12 protein-coding genes and 2 pseudogenes are annotated in these 16,307 nt (G+C 58.9%); 9 read left to right on the forward strand and 5 right to left on the reverse strand.

Annotated features, from left to right (window positions below; translation table 11 throughout):
* Nucleotides 1-31: 31 nt before the first annotated feature.
* The gene (locus IVB26_RS16780; protein ID WP_247972664.1) at nt 32-979 is read left to right on the forward strand and encodes a LysR substrate-binding domain-containing protein; all 948 of its coding nucleotides are present in this window, start codon (nt 32-34) and stop codon (nt 977-979) included.
* Nucleotides 980-1,211: 232 nt separating this feature from the next.
* Nucleotides 1,212-1,463, forward strand: a pseudogene (locus tag IVB26_RS16785) (transposase); the annotation flags it as partial.
* A 602-nt stretch (nt 1,464-2,065) separates the two neighbouring features.
* Here the strand turns inward: IVB26_RS16785 and IVB26_RS16790 are convergent.
* The gene (locus tag IVB26_RS16790) at nt 2,066-3,268 is read right to left on the reverse strand and encodes an ABC transporter substrate-binding protein (RefSeq protein WP_247972665.1); all 1,203 of its coding nucleotides are present in this window, start codon (nt 3,266-3,268) and stop codon (nt 2,066-2,068) included.
* A 224-nt stretch (nt 3,269-3,492) separates the two neighbouring features.
* Between IVB26_RS16790 and IVB26_RS16795 the strand changes: the two genes are divergently transcribed.
* The 3 genes from IVB26_RS16795 to IVB26_RS16805 are packed head-to-tail and all read left to right on the forward strand — an operon-like array spanning nt 3,493 to nt 7,915.
* The gene (locus tag IVB26_RS16795; RefSeq protein ID WP_247972666.1) at nt 3,493-4,587 is read left to right on the forward strand and encodes an acyl-CoA dehydrogenase family protein; all 1,095 of its coding nucleotides are present in this window, start codon (nt 3,493-3,495) and stop codon (nt 4,585-4,587) included.
* A 15-nt stretch (nt 4,588-4,602) separates the two neighbouring features.
* The gene (locus tag IVB26_RS16800) at nt 4,603-5,736 is read left to right on the forward strand and encodes an acyl-CoA dehydrogenase family protein (RefSeq protein WP_247972667.1); all 1,134 of its coding nucleotides are present in this window, start codon (nt 4,603-4,605) and stop codon (nt 5,734-5,736) included.
* Between the two features lie 31 nt (nt 5,737-5,767).
* Nucleotides 5,768-7,915: an acetate--CoA ligase family protein gene (locus IVB26_RS16805; RefSeq protein ID WP_247972668.1), complete on the forward strand. Its 2,148-nt coding sequence runs from the start codon at nt 5,768-5,770 to the stop codon at nt 7,913-7,915.
* A gap of 33 nt (nt 7,916-7,948) precedes the next feature.
* Here the strand turns inward: IVB26_RS16805 and IVB26_RS16810 are convergent, their stop codons facing one another.
* From IVB26_RS16810 to IVB26_RS16820, 3 genes are all read right to left on the reverse strand, one after another.
* Nucleotides 7,949-8,929: an NADPH:quinone oxidoreductase family protein gene (locus tag IVB26_RS16810; RefSeq protein WP_247972669.1), complete on the reverse strand. Its 981-nt coding sequence runs from the start codon at nt 8,927-8,929 to the stop codon at nt 7,949-7,951.
* A 42-nt stretch (nt 8,930-8,971) separates the two neighbouring features.
* Nucleotides 8,972-9,784 carry an SDR family NAD(P)-dependent oxidoreductase gene (locus IVB26_RS16815; protein ID WP_247972670.1) on the reverse strand — a complete coding sequence of 271 codons (813 nt, stop codon included), beginning with the start codon at nt 9,782-9,784 and terminating at the stop codon, nt 8,972-8,974.
* Nucleotides 9,785-9,863: 79 nt separating this feature from the next.
* On the reverse strand, nt 9,864-11,300 hold the full coding sequence (locus IVB26_RS16820) for an NAD-dependent succinate-semialdehyde dehydrogenase (protein WP_247972671.1): 1,437 nt from the start codon (nt 11,298-11,300) through the stop codon (nt 9,864-9,866).
* A gap of 114 nt (nt 11,301-11,414) precedes the next feature.
* Between IVB26_RS16820 and IVB26_RS16825 the strand changes: the two genes are divergently transcribed.
* Both IVB26_RS16825 and IVB26_RS16830 read left to right on the forward strand, forming a co-directional pair.
* On the forward strand, nt 11,415-12,248 hold the full coding sequence (locus IVB26_RS16825) for an IclR family transcriptional regulator (protein ID WP_247972672.1): 834 nt from the start codon (nt 11,415-11,417) through the stop codon (nt 12,246-12,248).
* Nucleotides 12,249-12,414: 166 nt separating this feature from the next.
* The gene (locus tag IVB26_RS16830) at nt 12,415-13,413 is read left to right on the forward strand and encodes an NAD(P)H-dependent flavin oxidoreductase (RefSeq protein WP_247972673.1); all 999 of its coding nucleotides are present in this window, start codon (nt 12,415-12,417) and stop codon (nt 13,411-13,413) included.
* 53 nt (nt 13,414-13,466) lie between these two features.
* On the opposite strand, the gene IVB26_RS16835 is transcribed toward IVB26_RS16830, so the two are convergent.
* A complete protein-coding gene (locus IVB26_RS16835; protein WP_247972674.1) occupies nt 13,467-14,258 on the reverse strand; it encodes an enoyl-CoA hydratase-related protein in 792 nt (263 codons plus the stop codon).
* Between the two features lie 320 nt (nt 14,259-14,578).
* Here IVB26_RS16835 and IVB26_RS16840 point away from each other — a divergent pair, with 320 nt between their 5' ends.
* Together IVB26_RS16840 and IVB26_RS16845 are read left to right on the forward strand one after the other, a co-directional pair.
* Complete coding sequence (locus tag IVB26_RS16840) at nt 14,579-15,328, forward strand: electron transfer flavoprotein subunit beta/FixA family protein (RefSeq protein ID WP_247972675.1); 750 nt, start codon at nt 14,579-14,581, stop codon at nt 15,326-15,328.
* Nucleotides 15,328-16,261: pseudogene (locus tag IVB26_RS16845) on the forward strand (electron transfer flavoprotein subunit alpha/FixB family protein). The gene IVB26_RS16840 and the pseudogene IVB26_RS16845 overlap by 1 nt, the downstream one beginning before the upstream one ends.
* Nucleotides 16,262-16,307: the final 46 nt, after the last annotated feature.

The raw sequence follows: 16,307 nt of genomic DNA on the forward strand, positions 1-16,307 counted from the left end.
CCAAACATGTTCTGGGGTTATGATGTTGAGTGTGCGCGAACTTGAAGTATTTCGGCGCGTCATGGAATTGGGCACCATCACTGCTGCTGCCGAAATGCTTCATATTTCGCAGCCGGCCGTCAGCCGAACACTGCAGCAGGCCGAGCGGCGGCTGGGGTTTGCGCTATTTCTGCGGCGAAAGAAGCGGCTGTTGGCGACACCCGAAGCGCAATCGCTGTTTCCCGAAACCGTCAACGCGTTCGCGGCCTTCGACGTCGTCCAGAAGCGCGCCGTCGACCTGCGGGCGGGGCGAGCGGGCGTGCTCAACATCGCGGCGATTTCAGCTTTCGCAAATGCGTTGCTGCCGGACACGGTGGCACAATTCCGCCACTCACGCCCTGATGTCACGATCACGCTCCAGTCGATGAGTGCGCAGCAAGTCACCGCCCATGTCGCCAACCACCAGGCGGACCTCGGATTAGTCATCGACTCCATTGCTGCGCCCGGTGTGTCGGTGAGCGATCTCTGGGCGACAGAGTTCGGATGCGCCATGCCGCACACGCATCCATTGGCATCGAAGGATCACGTCGTGCCCGCTGATATCGAGCACGAACCGCTGATATGTCTGAGCCGGCACCTCCCCCTGGGGATCCACGCCGTCCGCATCTTTGCCGACGCCGACGTTCCGCTGAAGGTTGCAATTGAGGTGTCGCAATCCACCGTTGCTTGCGCGTTGGTGCGTGCCGGCGCAGGGCTTGCGCTGTTGGACGGGTTGGCGATGATGGGAACGCCTTCAACCGATCTGGTGATGCGGCCGTTTCATCCTTCGATCAAGATCGCTGGGAAGCTCGTACGATTTCGTCATTTGTTGCCGTCTCGTCTGGCGCACGAATTCATCGAAACCCTGAATGACGTGATAGCCACCCAAAACAGTGTCTTCCGCCAGCCAACGGCAACTCTCGTCACCATGGCGTCGTCCTACACCGAGAGAAATTCATAGGCATGTGCGTATGTTTCCTCACTTGCGCCCGCGGGGTATGTTCGTCGCGCGAGCCGGTAGCCGCCATGTCTATTGTGCCTACGATGGGACCGTAAGCCGAAAGCTCTCAGTTCGGAGGTCGGTTGGAGGTTTTGTTCGGTTTTCGTGCGATCCGATGCCTCTTATGACGATGGCGGGATGGAGCGCGCGATCGTATCGATGTCAGGGCGTTACGATCCGATCCAGCTCGACGGCCGGCCTTGCCCGAAAGCACGGAATCTCCGAGGCGACGTTCCACAATTGGAAGGCCAAATTCGGCGGCATGGATGTCTGCGAGCCCAAGCGCCTCAAGGCCCTCGATGATGAGAACGCCAGGCTGAAGAAGCTCCTGGCTGAGCAAATGCTCGATGCGGCAGAGCTGCGGGAGCCGCTCTCAAGAACTCAAGAAACGGTAGGGTCTGCCGCCAAACGCGCCGCGGTGGCGCACCTGCAGACCCTGATGGGCGATCGAACTCAGCTCCCCCCGCCAAGCAAGCGGGTCCGAAGCTCGGTGTCGGGCGGCGGCGCGACCGGTAGCGGACCATCGTCCGTCCGCTCCGAGGATCAAACAGGCTCGCCACTCCGACTGCCGGGACTGATCAAGGACAGACACGGGACTTACTACGCCCAGCGGAAGGTGCCTGAGCGCCTGCAAGAGGCCGTCGCGCGTGCCCTCAAAGCCGAGAAGCCCAAGCAGGTCTTCCTCAAGAAGTCCCTCGGGACCAAACTCTTCATGGAAGGGCTCGGCTTTCGGTGCCGCCCTGCTGCCTCCTATCACGGAAGCGCCTCAAAGGGCGGACCGGCGAGAGCCGCCGGGACGCTCTTGGTCCTCAACGGTCACGCCTCAGGGCCATGGTCGCTGGGGCGACGGCCGGCTCTGGTGCATTTGTTGGACCGGAGCCTCTGATTGGCGGCGGCATGCTCCAGACTTCTGGGGAGCATCAACCTCGCGTGACGGTCATAAAGTGCTCCCATATCGGTTCGACAGCGTCGGCCAAAGCCGACGCTACGCCCAAGTGATCGAAGAGCATGAACTGGCCTGCGGCGAGGCTTGGCGTGTCAGCTCGCTTAGGGCGTCACCAAGTCACCGAATAGCGTCCAATGCTCGCCGGAAAATTTCATCAGGCGAAACTGCTTGATCGAGACATAGTCCGTTGCGTTTGTGTTCAGCTTGATGCCGGGCAGCAGCAGGCCGAGTTGGACGTCTTTCAGATTGGCGGCCTGCTTCACCAGATTGGCGCGCGTCAGCTCGTTGCCGCATTGGCGCAAAACAAACTCAAGCGTCTGGGCAGACAAGTAGCCGAATGCCGATTGATCGTTCTTCTTTTCTCCTGGGAGATACTTGTCCATGAAGGCGTAGAACTCCTGCATTGCTGCGTCATCCTTCCAAGCCGGATCTTCGGGGTCCTTTCGATATGCGGCCGAGATGAAACCCTTGGCGTTCTGCAATCCTGCCGGTGCGAGTACGCTGCTTACGCCTACGGACGCATTGCTGATGTAAACTGTCGGCCTCCATGACTGCTCGGCCATCGTTTTGATTGCTTGGGTCGCAAATTTCGACTGCGCCGCGATCACTACCGTGTCCGCACCGGTCGCCTTCAAGGACACGACCATCGAAGTGATCGTGGGCTCGCTAGTCTCGTACGATGCCTTTCCTACGAGCAACGTCCCCACCCGGTTTCCCAGCCCCGCTTCGAGTCCGGCAAGATGATCGCGTCCGAAATCGTCATTCTGATAAAGGATCGCGACCTTTGCGTCGGGGGTGTGATCAGCGATGTATTTTCCATAAACAGCAGACTCGACCCGGTAGGTCGGAATCCACGCCATCGTCCACGGAAAATTCTTCGGGTCTGAAAACTTCGAGGCGCCGGCGGCAATAAATAACTGGGGAACGCTTCGCGAATTCAGATATTTCATGGTCGCGGCGTTCGCGGCGCTCCCGGTTGCGCCGAACATCGCGAACACTTCGTCGCTCTCGACGAGTTGCCGGGTACGCTCGACGGCCTTTGGGGGGCTTTGTGCGTCGTCATACGAAATGAAAGTGATCTTACGGCCGTTGATCCCACCTTCATCGTTCAGCTTCTTGAAATAGGCCGCCTCGGTCTTTCCAATCACGCTGTACATCGAAGCTTGGCCGCTATAGGGCATCAAGTTTCCGATCTTGATCTCGGTCGCGCTTACTCCGACCTCGAAGTTCGTTTCGCCAGCAATTGCTTGGGTTGCCACCGATATCTGGGCTGCCGCCAATAGCCAGCCAAATACTGAGTTCATTTTCTTTCCTCCCGAGTGGGTTCCGTTCCCAAGTCAGGATAGCGCTACGGCGAACGAGTTGAACTCATTCAGCCAATGAGCGCTGCCAATCGTACATATATGTCGAATTCCTTTCCGACGGTTCCGAAATACGAAATTAATTCGTATATACGAAACGGCCGCAGGCGTATCGGTACGGAGAGCTGGCGGGGATTAGGTGCGTGGCGGAAGTTGGGCGGCTCGCGATGGAAGCTGATATCGAGACACGGGACCTGTTGCTCTCCACCGCGGAGAGGCTGTTTGCCGATTACGGCGGCAAAGAAGTCGTGAACCGCTCAGAGGCGGGAACGTGGCCCCAAGAATTGTGGGATGCGGCTGAACTGCAGGGGCTCGTGAGGGCGGCGCTACCGGACAAGTGTGGCGGCGCCGGAATTGCTCTGCCAAATGCACTTTTCCTCGGACGAGCTTTTGGCCGCCATTCCGTCCCGTTGCCGCTCGGAGAGACGATCATTGCCGGTTGGCTGTTGGCGCAAGTCGGTCTCTCTGTCCCGAATGGTCCGCTGGGATTCGGTCCAACGGAGCCTCGCCCTTCGATCTCCCTGGAGCGGCAGCCCGGCGGAGGGTGGGCTCTTAATGGATCTTTGCGAAATGTGCCCTGGGGCATGTGGTTACACCGGCTTGTAGTGGTTGTTTCAACAGACCGAGGTGCGATGCTTGTGACGGTCGATCCCGCCATCGCAAATTCGGTGACCCACGCCAACAACCTCGCCGGCGAGCAGCGCAGCCACTTCAAGTTCAATGATGTACTGATCCCGGAAGACGACGTGAGGGTTTTGCCGACGGATTTCGCTGACGACATTGCCTTAGTGCTGGGTGCGACGCTGAGAGCGCAGCAAATGGCGGGGGCGCTCGGAAAAGCGCGCGATCTCGCGATCAAATACGCGGGCGAGCGGGTCCAATTCGGGCAGCCCCTGAACAAGCTGGCGGCAGTTCAGCAAAATCTCGGGATTCTCGCAGGTCACGCAGCGGCGGCCAACGCCGCCGCGGATATGTCCATAGACGCATTGGCCCGCTGGCCGCGAGACCCGAGTATGTCCGTTGGCATGGCGAAGATCCGTAACGGCGAAGCGGTGCCGTTTGTTGCGGGACTTTCGCATCAAACACACGGGGCCATCGGCTTTACATATGAGCACACTCTTCATCAATCCACGCGGCGCCTTTGGTCTTGGCGCGACGAGTTCGGCAATGAGGCGTATTGGGCAAAGCGTATTGGCTCTGAGATCATGGCAGCCGGCGAGGAGCAGCTATGGGATCTCAATACAAAGGCCGCAGGTTTATGAAACGGTGAAATGACAATGTTCTTTCCGCTTCCTTCCCGTTCGACTGCCCTGGACGATCTTCGATCCGAATTGCGCAGCTTCCTTGCAGATTCGCTGGAATCCCTACCGGCCGCCGAGCGTGCGCGGACATGGCACGGATTTGATCCTGGATTCAGCCGAAAGGTCGCTGAACGCGGTTGGATAGGGCTGACGTGGCCCAAGAAGTATGGCGGACACGAGCGTACGATGCTTGAACGCTACGTCGTCCTCGAAGAGATGCTGGCTGCGGGTGCGCCCGTCGCTGCGCATTGGACTGGCGACCGGCAGAGCGGGCCACTCCTTCTTCGCTATGGCACTGAAGCGCAGCGGCAGGAGATTCTTCCGTGGCTTGTTCGCGGCGAAATCTTCTTTTGTATCGGGATGAGCGAGCCCGACGCCGGTTCAGATCTGGCGAATTTGCGAACCCGCGCCGTACGCGACGGAAGCGGGTGGCGAATCAACGGTACCAAGATTTGGACCTCTGGAGCTCACAGAAAGCACTATATGATACTGCTCTGCCGGACACGGCCGAGAGCTGAAAAGCGACATGAAGGCATGAGCCAGTTCCTCATCGATCTGTCGTGGCCTGGAATAACCATACGACCAATTTTGAATATCGCCGGCGATCATTACTTCAACGAAGTCGTGTTCACAGACTGCCTTGTGCCTGACAGTGCCATTATCGGCCAGGAGGGGGCTGGCTGGAAGCAGGTGATGAGCGAACTCTCATTCGAGCGGAGCGGACCGGAGCGATTCCTAACTGCGAGCATTTTGCTTAAAGAGCTAGTACGCCTGTCCAAGTCGAAGTCGTCTGAGCGCATGGCGATCGCGATAGGTCGCTTGACGGCGCAGCTTGCCACACTGCGGCGAATGTCGTTCTCCATCGCCGGGGCCCTTCAGGCAGGTCTTGAAGTGGGCGTCGAGGCATCGATGGTCAAGGACCTCGGTTCGATTTTCGAACAATCGATTCCCGAAGTCGCCCGCGACATATTGGACATGACGGAGTTGGAAGACAGCGCCTTCGGCGATGTCTTTCGCTATGTGATGCTCGCTTCTCCATCCTTCTCAATCTACGGCGGTACTCGCGAAATACTGCGTAGCATTATCGGGCGGACGCTTGCCGCGTCCTGATGGCAGACTGGCCGATCGCGTAGGGATTGTAATGACTGAGACAGACCTGGTCCGGGGACTCTATCGCCGCGAACGGCTTAGCCGGTTACTTGAACCCAAGACAGTTGCCGTCTTCGGGGCTTCTCAGAACGCTGCAGCACTGGGCAGCTCAGCATTCGAAAATCTGCGGGGATTCGCTGGTCGTGTGTATCCGATTAATCCCAAGTACGAGCTTATCGGAAATGACAGGTGCTATCCCAGTCTGCGGGCCTTGCCTGAAAAAATCGACTGCGCCGTCATCGCGGTTCCGTACGAGGGTGTAGAGGCGGTTGTGAAGGAGTGCGCCGATAATCAAGTCGGCGGCGCGATAATCTTTTCCTCTGGTTTCGCAGAGACAGGACGGAGCGATCGCGTTTCGTCGCAACGGCGTATCGCCGAAATTGCGCGTGAAGCAGACTTGCGGCTTGTCGGGCCCAACTGCATTGGCGTCATCAACTTCATGACCGGCTTTGCTGCAATGTTTAACCGCGGGGTCAAGATCCTGCCGGCACGCGGCCCCGCGATCGGGATCGTCAGCCAGTCCGGCGCGATGGGCGGTTCTCTCGCAACCGCAAACCAACAAGGCGTCTCGATCAGTCATATGCTTGCAGGCGGCAATTCCTGCGATGTCGATGTGGCGGACTTCATCGCTTTTCTAGCTGAAGACCCAGATTGCAAATCGATAGCCTGCGTGTTCGAGGGACATAGTGCTCCAAGGCGTCTTTTGGCGGCCGCCGAAGTAGCGCAGGCCGCTGACAAGCCCCTGATAGTGCTGAAGCTTGCACGGAGCGAGGGAGGTGCAAGGGCGGCGATGTCCCATACAGGCTCCTTGGCCGGGTCAGAAGCTGCGTACAGAGCGCTCCTGCGCAAAACTGGAGCAATCGTCGTCGACACCTGGGAGGCCCTTTTAGAAACTGCAGCATTCTTCGCGAAAGCACCGAGGCCCTCATGCGAGGGGGTCGCTGTCGCCGGTACCTCAGGAGGTATCTGCATCATGGCGGCCGATTCGGCCGAGGCGAACGGGCTGATTCTGCCATCCCTCGACGAAGATCTGCGGGCCCAACTCAAGGCTTCAATTCCCGACTTCGGGACGGCCGACAATCCCTGCGATATGACGGGCGTGGGACGAGCCAAGCCGGAGGTCATAACCAACGTCTTGCGCGCATTCCTTACCCATGACTCATACGGTACAGCCATTATTCCTCACCCGATGCCGGCAGAATATGCGATCTCGCGAATACCTGCGTTTGAAGCTTTGGCTGCCGAAACCGGCAAGCCACTTTGTGTCGTATGGACGCCCGGCTGGTTGACAGGACCAGGAGCCGCCGAATTTGAACAGGCGCCGCATCTGCCTCTTTTTCGTTCGATGGAGAGATGTTGCGCGACCTTGAAGGCTTGGCATGAGCGCGAAGCAGTGCGCCGAATTGCCTCGGCAGAGCGACAGAGCGTGTCAAAAGATGCAAGATTACGCGCGCATGAATTTCTGTCTGCCACGAAACGCGCCATTCTGACCGAGGACGAGTCCAAGCAGTTGCTGGGACTTTACGGTATTTCCACCGTCGAAGAGCGGCTGGCAAAGACGCCTGAAGAGGCCGTGCTCGCGGCTTTGGATCTGGGTTTCCCCGTTGTTCTCAAGATTGTATCGCCGGATTTGCCGCACAAGACTGAGATCGGGGGCGTCCACCTCAATTTGAAGAATGAGAGCGAAGTGCGCGAGGCCTTTGCCGCCATACTAGCGAAGATCCAAGCGATCAGTCCTCGACCGCGAATCGACGGTGTGCTTGTTCAGCAGATGCTGAAGGATGGTGTCGAAATCTTGCTCGGAGCAAAAGTCGATCCTCTGTTTGGACCGCTGGTGATCATCGGGATTGGTGGAGTGTTCGTCGAATTGCTGAGGGATACGGTGACGGCGCTGGCTCCGGTAACGAAGCCCGAGGCCATTCTGCTCTTGCGAATGCTAAAAGGACGGCGCCTTCTCGAAGGTTTCCGCGGCTCGAAACCAGTTGATATCGAGGCGCTTGCAACTGTGATTGCCTTATTCTCGGAATTTGTCGCGGATCAGGCCGACCGCATAGCAGAAATCGATATTAATCCGCTGATCTGCCGTGGTGATCAGATCGTTGCTGTCGACGCCTTGGTTGCTCTTAGGGCGCCAGGCTGATGCGGCCGACATGTCCGCAGCTATTAAACAACGTCAGCCTTGCGGGTGCAGGATCACTTTTCCCATTGCTTTGCCCGTGGATAGGATGGAGAGCGCGTCTTTGATGCGCTCGAGCGGGAAGATCGAGTGGACGTGGGAGGACAGCTTCCCATCGCTCGCCCACTGAATGATTTGGTCCATATTGGATCGTGCATGAGCGGGAAATCTCTCCTCAAACAGCCATTGAAAGACACCGCGAATATCGCAACTTTTGAGTAGCGGCAGGTTTAGCGGGATCCGCGGGATGTCGCCCGCAGCAAAACCAATCACAAGGAAGCGCCCGCCGTAGCCGAGCGAACGCAGGGCGACTTCGCTACGATCACCACCGACCGGGTCGAAGACGAGATCAATCCCTCTCTCGCCACCAATGCGCTTCAAGTTCTCCTTAAAGTCGGATCTTGCGTAGTTTACCAAGATGTCGGCGCCGTGAGCCCTGCAAAACTCCAGCTTCCCGTCGGTTGACGCGCAGGCAATGACCCGCAACCCCAACAGCTTTCCTATTTCGATGGCAGCAAGGCCCGTGCCTCCGGCAGCGCCAAGGACCACAAGCGACTCCCCAACTTGTGCATTGCCGCGATCAGACAGAGCGTGGAGTGCGGTCGTGTAGATTGCCGTCAGACCAGCAGCTCGATCGTGGTCGAGATTGTCAGGGATCTTTGAGACCAGTTTGGCTGCGACGGCGGCCTGCTGGCTTGCTCCGCCGGTTCCCGCTCTTGCCAAAACACGGTCGCCCGGCTTGAGATCGCTTACCCCCGCTCCAACCCGCGCGATCACGCCCGAGAATTCGCTTGCGGGACAAAATGGTAGGGCCGGCCTTATCTGGTGCCGACCCTGGATCTTCAACAAGTCGAAAAAGTTCAGAGCGGCTGCTCGTATCTCTATGACGACCTCGCCAGGTGCGGGGACAGGATCAGGCAAATCTACCAGCTTGAGATCTTCTGGTCCGCACCAGTGTTCGCAAAGAATGGCTTTCATCTAGATCAACCGATACCTTTTCAGGGCGCAGGCGCGCGCTGTTCAGACGGGATTCGCCGGCGAGTCAAAGGCGATCGATAGTGAAAGGGATCTCCATTTCTGGAACTCCGCAGCTTGTGTCGCGACCCGTTTCTCGAGCCGGTCGATGGCATCTTCTCCAAGCGGAATACGCAGCGGCGGGTTCTTTTCGTCAGTAAGCTGAATCAGGGCCTTGGCAAGCCGCTTGGGGTCCCCTGGCTGCGCCCCATCACGCGCAGTCATTCGCGTAGCGGTCAGCGATACAGCTGATTGCTCGTAGTCGGGAATTGGATTCAGTGGACGCTTCAGCGAACTCCCGGCGAAGTTCGTTCGTGTCGAACCTGGCTCAACGATCGTGACATTGATGCCAAAGGCTGCGACTTCTTGTGCCAGCGCGTCGGAAAACCCCTCGACGGCAAACTTGCTTGCCGCGTAAAACGCGAAACCTGGGGAGGCAGCATAACCGCCGGAAGAGGAGGTGTTGAAGATGTGGCCTCTCCGACGCTTCCGCATTCCCGGAAGCACGGCGCGCGTGACCTCGGCCAGCCCAAAGAAGTTTACCTCGAACATCGGCCGGTATTCGGCTGGCGTGGTTTCCTCCGCCGCGCCCAGGATTCCATATCCAGCGTTATTGACGAGTACGTCAATGCCTTTGGTCATGGTCTCCGCCGCATCGACGACGCGCTTGATGGATCCGCCATCTGTAATATCCAGCTGGTGGCAGATTGCGGTATTCGGAAAGCGCTCGCGCAATCCCGCGACATTCGCCGGATTCAACGCCGTCATAACGGCAACGTTGCCATGTTCCAAAACTGTCTCGGCGATCGCAAGTCCCATTCCAGAATCACAGCCCGTGATGAACCAGGTCTTTCTAGCTGCCATCGGTCTCTTTCCTTCCACGCTTTTCTCGATGCGATCACATTAGATGCGAAACGGTCTTGGCAATCGTGTAAGATTCTATTCCCTCGATGCCGCCCTCGCGTCCGAAGCCGCTGTCCTTGATTCCTCCGAATGGAATGCCGGAAGTCGACACGGTGAGATGGTTTATTCCAATCGTTCCGCATTCCAATTGCCGCGCAAGAAGCTCGGCCGTCGCCGCGGAACGCGTAAAGACATAGCCGGCAAGTCCGTAGGGAAGTCCGTTTGCGCGTGAGACTGTTGGCTCAAGTTCGTTGAACCGGTTGATGATTGCGACTGGACCAAAAGGCTCCTCGGACATGATCCGTGCTTGATCGGGGACGTCGACGAGGACTGTCGGCTCGAAAAAGCAGCCGCCATTCCCGATACGGTTTCCGCCATACGCCACCCGTGCACCATGAGCGACGGCATCGATCACGAGACCCTCTATTGCTGCCAATCGGCGCGAATTTGCCACCGGCCCCATGGACACGCCGGCCTCGAAGGCGGGGCCTACCTTGATCTTCGACACCTCGGCGACGAAGCGATCCAAAAACGCGTCGTGGACTCGGTCATGGACCCAGAAACGCGTTGGGGATAGGCAAGCTTGGCCCGCATTTCGGTACTTTACGTAAGCGAGCTTTTGAGCGGCAGCGACTGCGTCGGCATCTTCACATACAATGACCGGAGCATGGCCGCCGAGTTCCATGACGCTGGGCTTCATGTGACGAGCTGCTTGCTCAGCCAGCCGCTTGCCCACGGAAACCGAGCCGGTGAAAGTAACAAGCCGGATCGTGGGCGAAGCGATCAAGTAGGAGGAAATCTCCCCAGGATCTCCGTATACCAAGTTGAGCGCGCCATCTGGGAGGCCTGCTTCGACGAAGCATTGGACAACGGCTGCGGTGCTGGCAGGCGTTTCTTCGGCGCCCTTCATGATCAGCGAGCAGCCCGCGCCCAACGCGCTACCGATTTTGCGGCAAGGCGTGAACACAGGCGCGTTCCACGGGGTAAATGCAGCGACCGGACCGATGGGCTCACGTAGCACCATCATACGCAGTCCTGATTCCGACGGGACAACGCGGCCATACAGTCGCCTGGCCTCATTCGCGTCCCACTCGATAATTTCCGCAGCGCGGAGAACGTAGCTCTTGGCCTCCTCGAACGGTTGCCCCTCCTCAAGAGCAGCAAGTCGCGCAATTTCATCCTTCCGCTGTCGAAGAATCCGCGCGGCAGTAAGGAGAATGTCCGCACGTTTGGCTGGCGCAACGGTTCGCCACTCGGAAAACCCTCTCTCGGCCCCTTCTATTGCGCGATCGAGATCGTTCCGACTGGCGTATTGGAGCTCGCCGAGGATTGAGTCATCAGCCGGATTCACGACTGCTCGCCTACTTTCGCCGTTACCCCGAACCCATCTGCCGTCGACATAAAGGTTCAAGTCGGGATACTTATCGTTCATGTGCTCGATCACCCGGTTGTGCCCCTTCGTTGCATCGCGCTCGACGCCGCCGTAGGCGGAACTCCGGGGTGGCGTTTCGTATCTACGAAACAAGTTCGGATATAGGAAAGACAGATGGACAATAAGAAGAGGCGACCCGGATCGTCAAGCACAAGTCGCGAGGGTCATCGAACGGCCGGTCGCGTCCTCGATGTGCTCGAATTGCTGGCTTACTCGGCGAGCGGGCTCACGTTGACCGATCTTGGCGATGAGCTTCATGCGCCTCGAAGCAGTCTATTTCCTCTACTGAAGACGCTGACCCAGCGTGGTTATCTAAGCTTGGATGAAGGCGGGCGGTATCAGCTTGATACGAAAATCTTCGAATTGAGCATGAGGACTCTGGGAGAGCGCGACCTGAGAGAAGTTGCCCGACCAGTTCTGAAGAATCTTTCGAGAAGAACAGGAGAAGGGGTTCTCCTCGCCGTACTCGCAAGCGACAAGCGCGCCGTCCTATACGTCGACAAGGTGGAGGGCAGGCATAGGCTTCGCTACGCTGTCGGGTTGGGTGAGCGTCGATCGCTGCACGCGACATCGACTGGAAAGGTGTTTTTGGCGTTTATGGGACTAGAAGAGCGCAACGATGTCGTTCAGTCCATCGAGCTCGAGCGCTATACGCCCAAGACCATTACGTCGAAAAAGACGCTCCTGCAGGAGGTGGCGAAAGTGAAGAGCGAGGGAGTTTGCGTCAACGTCGATGAATCGGAGCTTGGTCGATGCGGCATCGCCGCGCCGATTTTCGATCACAATGGCGAACTGATTGCGGCATGCGCGCTCGGAGCTCCGAAAGAGCGCGTAGGGAAGACACTCGCTAGACTTGTGCCCGAGGTCAGAACCGCCGCGATGACTATCTCAAAGATGCTTGGCCACGTCCCCAGTGCGAGGACGGTCAAACCGAAAGGCAAGGGCTGAGAGCAGAACGGTTTCTGGGGAGTGATAAACGGTATGTCCTCAGATACCAGATCGCACATATGTGCGATCGTATGGCCATTGGGCGGCTCCTCGCGTCACTGAGCGCGCGCGGGATGCTAAGGGTTAGCCCGATAGGATCATCGAACCTCAGGAAACTAGTCACCAAATGCGTCCGCAGGCCTTTCGAACCCGATTGACGGAATTGCTCGGCATCCGACATCCAATTCTCTGCGGAGGTCTTGGGCCGGGCGTATCAGATGCGAAATACGTAGCGGCCTGCGTCAATGCCGGTGCGATGGGCTTTATCGTTGCCGCCGGGTTTTCTGATCCCGCGCAATTCCGCTCCGAGCTGCGGCTTTGTCGCCAACTGACAGACGGTAAGCCGTTTGGGGTCAATCTCTACATCTCGAGGATCTCCGGGGGCATCGAAAAGACTGCGAGGCAGCTCGACATCTTGATCGAAGAGGGGGTGACCTGCGTTGAAACCGCTGGTGCCAGTCCGGAGCCGTTGATGGCGAGGCTCAAGGACGCCGGAATTGTGGTCCTGCACAAGGTGCCCGCGGTCAGATACGCTCTGGCAACCGTGCGAGCTGGAGCCGACGCCGTCATCGTTGTCGGGAACGAGTGCGGAGGCCACCCCGGTGTGTTTCAAATCGGCACCATGGTCCAGGCGGCACATGCGCCGGCTGTCGTGAATGTGCCAGTCGTGATCGGCGGTGGTATTGGGACTGGTCGGCAGATGGTTGGTGCGCTGGCAATGGGAGCGGAAGGCGTTATCCTCGGAACCCGGATGATTGTTTCCGAAGAGCTCTGGATCAGCCGCAGCTACAAGGAGCACGTCACGACGTTGGACGGTACTGAGAGCGTTGTCGTCAAAACGGCGATTCGAGACAACCATCGTGTGCTTAACAACGAGAGCGCAAAAGCTGCAGCCGAGTTGGATCGTCTCCAAACAGTTGATTTCGAGGCGTACCGGCCGCACATCATGGGCGACCTCGCTCGCGAGGCCTATAGGACCGGGGACTGGAGCAAAGGCATGCTGGACTTGGGACATGCAGCCATTTTTGCCGACAAAGTCGAGCCCGTGGAGGTGATCATCGATCGCATGATCGACGACGCCGTTGGGGCTATGGCCAGGCTTCCCGCCGTCGCCGGTGCACAATAGTCAAGAACCCAAAGGCGGTGGACAAGCTGTCCGCCTTTGGGTCGATCGGATGATTACTCGCCTTTTGGCTGTAGGTCGGCGAAGCGTGGCGGCCGCTTTTCTATGAGGCTGGCAACGCCCTCCGCGAAATCAATGCGGTGCCCTGGCGCGTGTCCGAGTGCCTTGGCTCCATCTTCGGCCGCGGTGCAATCGGAAAGCCAATCACTGAAGACCTGCTGCTTAGCATCCGCCATCGCGACGGGCGAACAGTTTGCCGCGATTTCACGAGCATATTGCATTGCATGATCGAGTAATTGCGAGTCGGGTAGTACCGCCGTAACTAGACCGATTCGCTCAGCTTCATTTGCGCTGACGCGCCGTCCGGATAGCAACAGCTCCATTGCGCGGCCGTGACCGACAATGCGAGGCAATAGCCACGACGAGCCGTATTCGGCGTTCAGTCCACGGCGCACGAAAGCCGTTGAAAAAACAGCGCTCTCTGCTGCAAAACGGACGTCGAAATGTAGAGCCTGAACCAGTCCAAACCCAGCGCACCCGCCGTTAATCGCGCCGATGATGGGCTTTCGCACGGTGAGAGCGTGGGTCATGCGACGGCCTTTCGATGGCAGTCGTCGAGCTCCAGATGCCGACTTCTCGAGTGATTGGGCGTCCATTCCAACACAGAAGCCGCGCCCCACGCCAGTCACAACGATGACCCTCACGGCTGGGTCCGCGTCTGCCTCATCTAGATGGTCGAAATAGAGGTCCCCAAGATCGTACGTCCACGCGTTCTGACGTTCAGGTCTATTCAATGTAAGAACCGTCACTGCGCCATCTTTTTCGCGAAGTACCTCAGCTGTTGTCACGATGCCTCCCTGCTCATGTTCAAATGTTGAAGATCGCTTGATCCTCGCGGTGCGCGGCTGTTCAAGTTGAGACGGTTCTCGCGCCAGGATTGCTCGTTCGGAACGAGATCCGCGTCGAGTATACGTCGTTCTGAAGACGAAACACGAGATGTACTTGGAAAAGGCCGGCGATCCGAATGGATAGCGCATATGTGTCAAATTCCTGGACAGAGATCGCGGCTCTTGCTGAATTCGTTGGTTGCCTGCAGATCGACTTCGCATCCATGGGCGGCGGCAGCCTTAACGCAGCGCATCTGCGATCAGAACTCTAAGAGGTAACATTGAAGGTCTTAGTGCCGGTAAAGCGGGTGGTCGATTACAACGTCAAGGTCCGCGTCAAGGGCGATGGATCGGGCGTTGAACTCGCCAACGTCAAGATGTCGATGAACCCGTGCGACGAAATCGCGGTCGAGGAAGCGCTGCGCCTGAAGGAAGCCGGCAAGGCCACCGAGGTCGTGGTGGTCTCCATCGGCCCGGCGCAGGCGTCGGAGACGATCCGCACCGGTCTTGCCATGGGCGCCGACCGCGGCATCCTGGTGAAGGCCGAAGGCAGCGTCGAGCCGCTCGCGGTCGCCAAGATCCTGAAGAAGATTGCGGACGAAGAGCAGCCCGGCCTGATCATCCTCGGCAAGCAGGCGATCGACGACGACAGCAACCAGACCGGCCAGATGCTGGCCGCGCTGCTCGGCTGGTCGCAGGCGACGTTTGCCTCGAAGCTCGAGGTCGAAGGCTCCGACTTCAAGGTCACCCGCGAAGTCGATGGCGGCCTCCAGACCGTGAAGCTGAAGGGACCGGCGATCGTCACCACCGATCTGCGTCTCAACGAGCCGCGCTACGCCTCGCTGCCGAACATCATGAAGGCCAAGAAGAAGCCGATCGCGGACAAGACCGTCGCCGATTACGGCGTCGATGTCGCTCCGCGTCTCGAGGTCGTCAAGACGACGGAGCCGGCCGGCCGCAAGGCCGGCGTCAAGGTCAAGGACGTCGCCGAGCTGGTGTCGAAACTCAAGAACGAAGCCGGGGTGCTCTGATGACGACGCTTCTGATTGCCGAACACGACAATGCGTCGCTCAAGGATGCGACCAACAAGGCCCTGACCGCGGCTGCCGCGCTCGGCGCGGACGTCGAGGTGCTGGTCGCCGGCCAGAACGCCAAGGCCGCGGCGGATGCCGCCGCCAAGCTTGCCGGCGTGAAGAAGGTGCTGCTCGCCGACGGCGACCTCTACGCGCACGATCTTGCCGAGCCGCTGGCCGCGCTGGTCGTGTCGCTGGCTTCCGGACGCGATTGTCGCGCCCGCGACCTCGCGCTTCAAGAACGTGATGCCGCGCATTGCCGCCCTGCTCGACGTCATGCAGGTCTCGGAGATCACCAAGGTGGTCGCCCCCGACACCTATGAGCGCCCGATCTATGCCGGCAACGCCATCCAGACCGTGAAGTCCAAGGACGCCAAGAAGGTCATCACGGTGCGGACCTCGACCTTCGCGGCAGCGGGCGAGGGTGGTAGCGCCGCGGTCGAGAACGTGGCAGCGGCGGCCGATCCCGGCCTGTCGTCGTTCGTCGGCGAGGAAGTCGCCAAGAGCGACCGTCCCGAGCTGACCTCGGCCAAGATCATCGTCTCCGGTGGCCGCGCCATGCAGAGCCGCGAGAATTTTGCCAAGTACATCGAGCCGCTCGCTGACAAGCTTGGGGCCGGTGTCGGTGCCTCGCGTGCGGCGGTGGACGCCGGCTATGCGCCCAACGACTGGCAGGTCGGCCAGACCGGCAAGGTCGTGGCCCCCGAGCTCTATGTCGCCGTCGGCATTTCCGGCGCCATCCAGCATCTGGCCGGCATGAAGGACTCCAAGGTGATCGTCGCGATCAACAAGGACGAGGACGCGCCGATCTTCCAGGTCGCCGATTACGGCCTGGTCGCCGACCTCTACCAGGCGGTTCCGGAAATCTTAGCCGAACTAAAGGCTGTATGATTCCGTTCTGCTCGTCGTTTGATGACAACGCTCATCTCCATCTGCG

The sequence above is a fragment of the Bradyrhizobium sp. 195 genome, assembly GCF_023101665.1.
Lineage (GTDB): Bacteria > Pseudomonadota > Alphaproteobacteria > Rhizobiales > Xanthobacteraceae > Bradyrhizobium.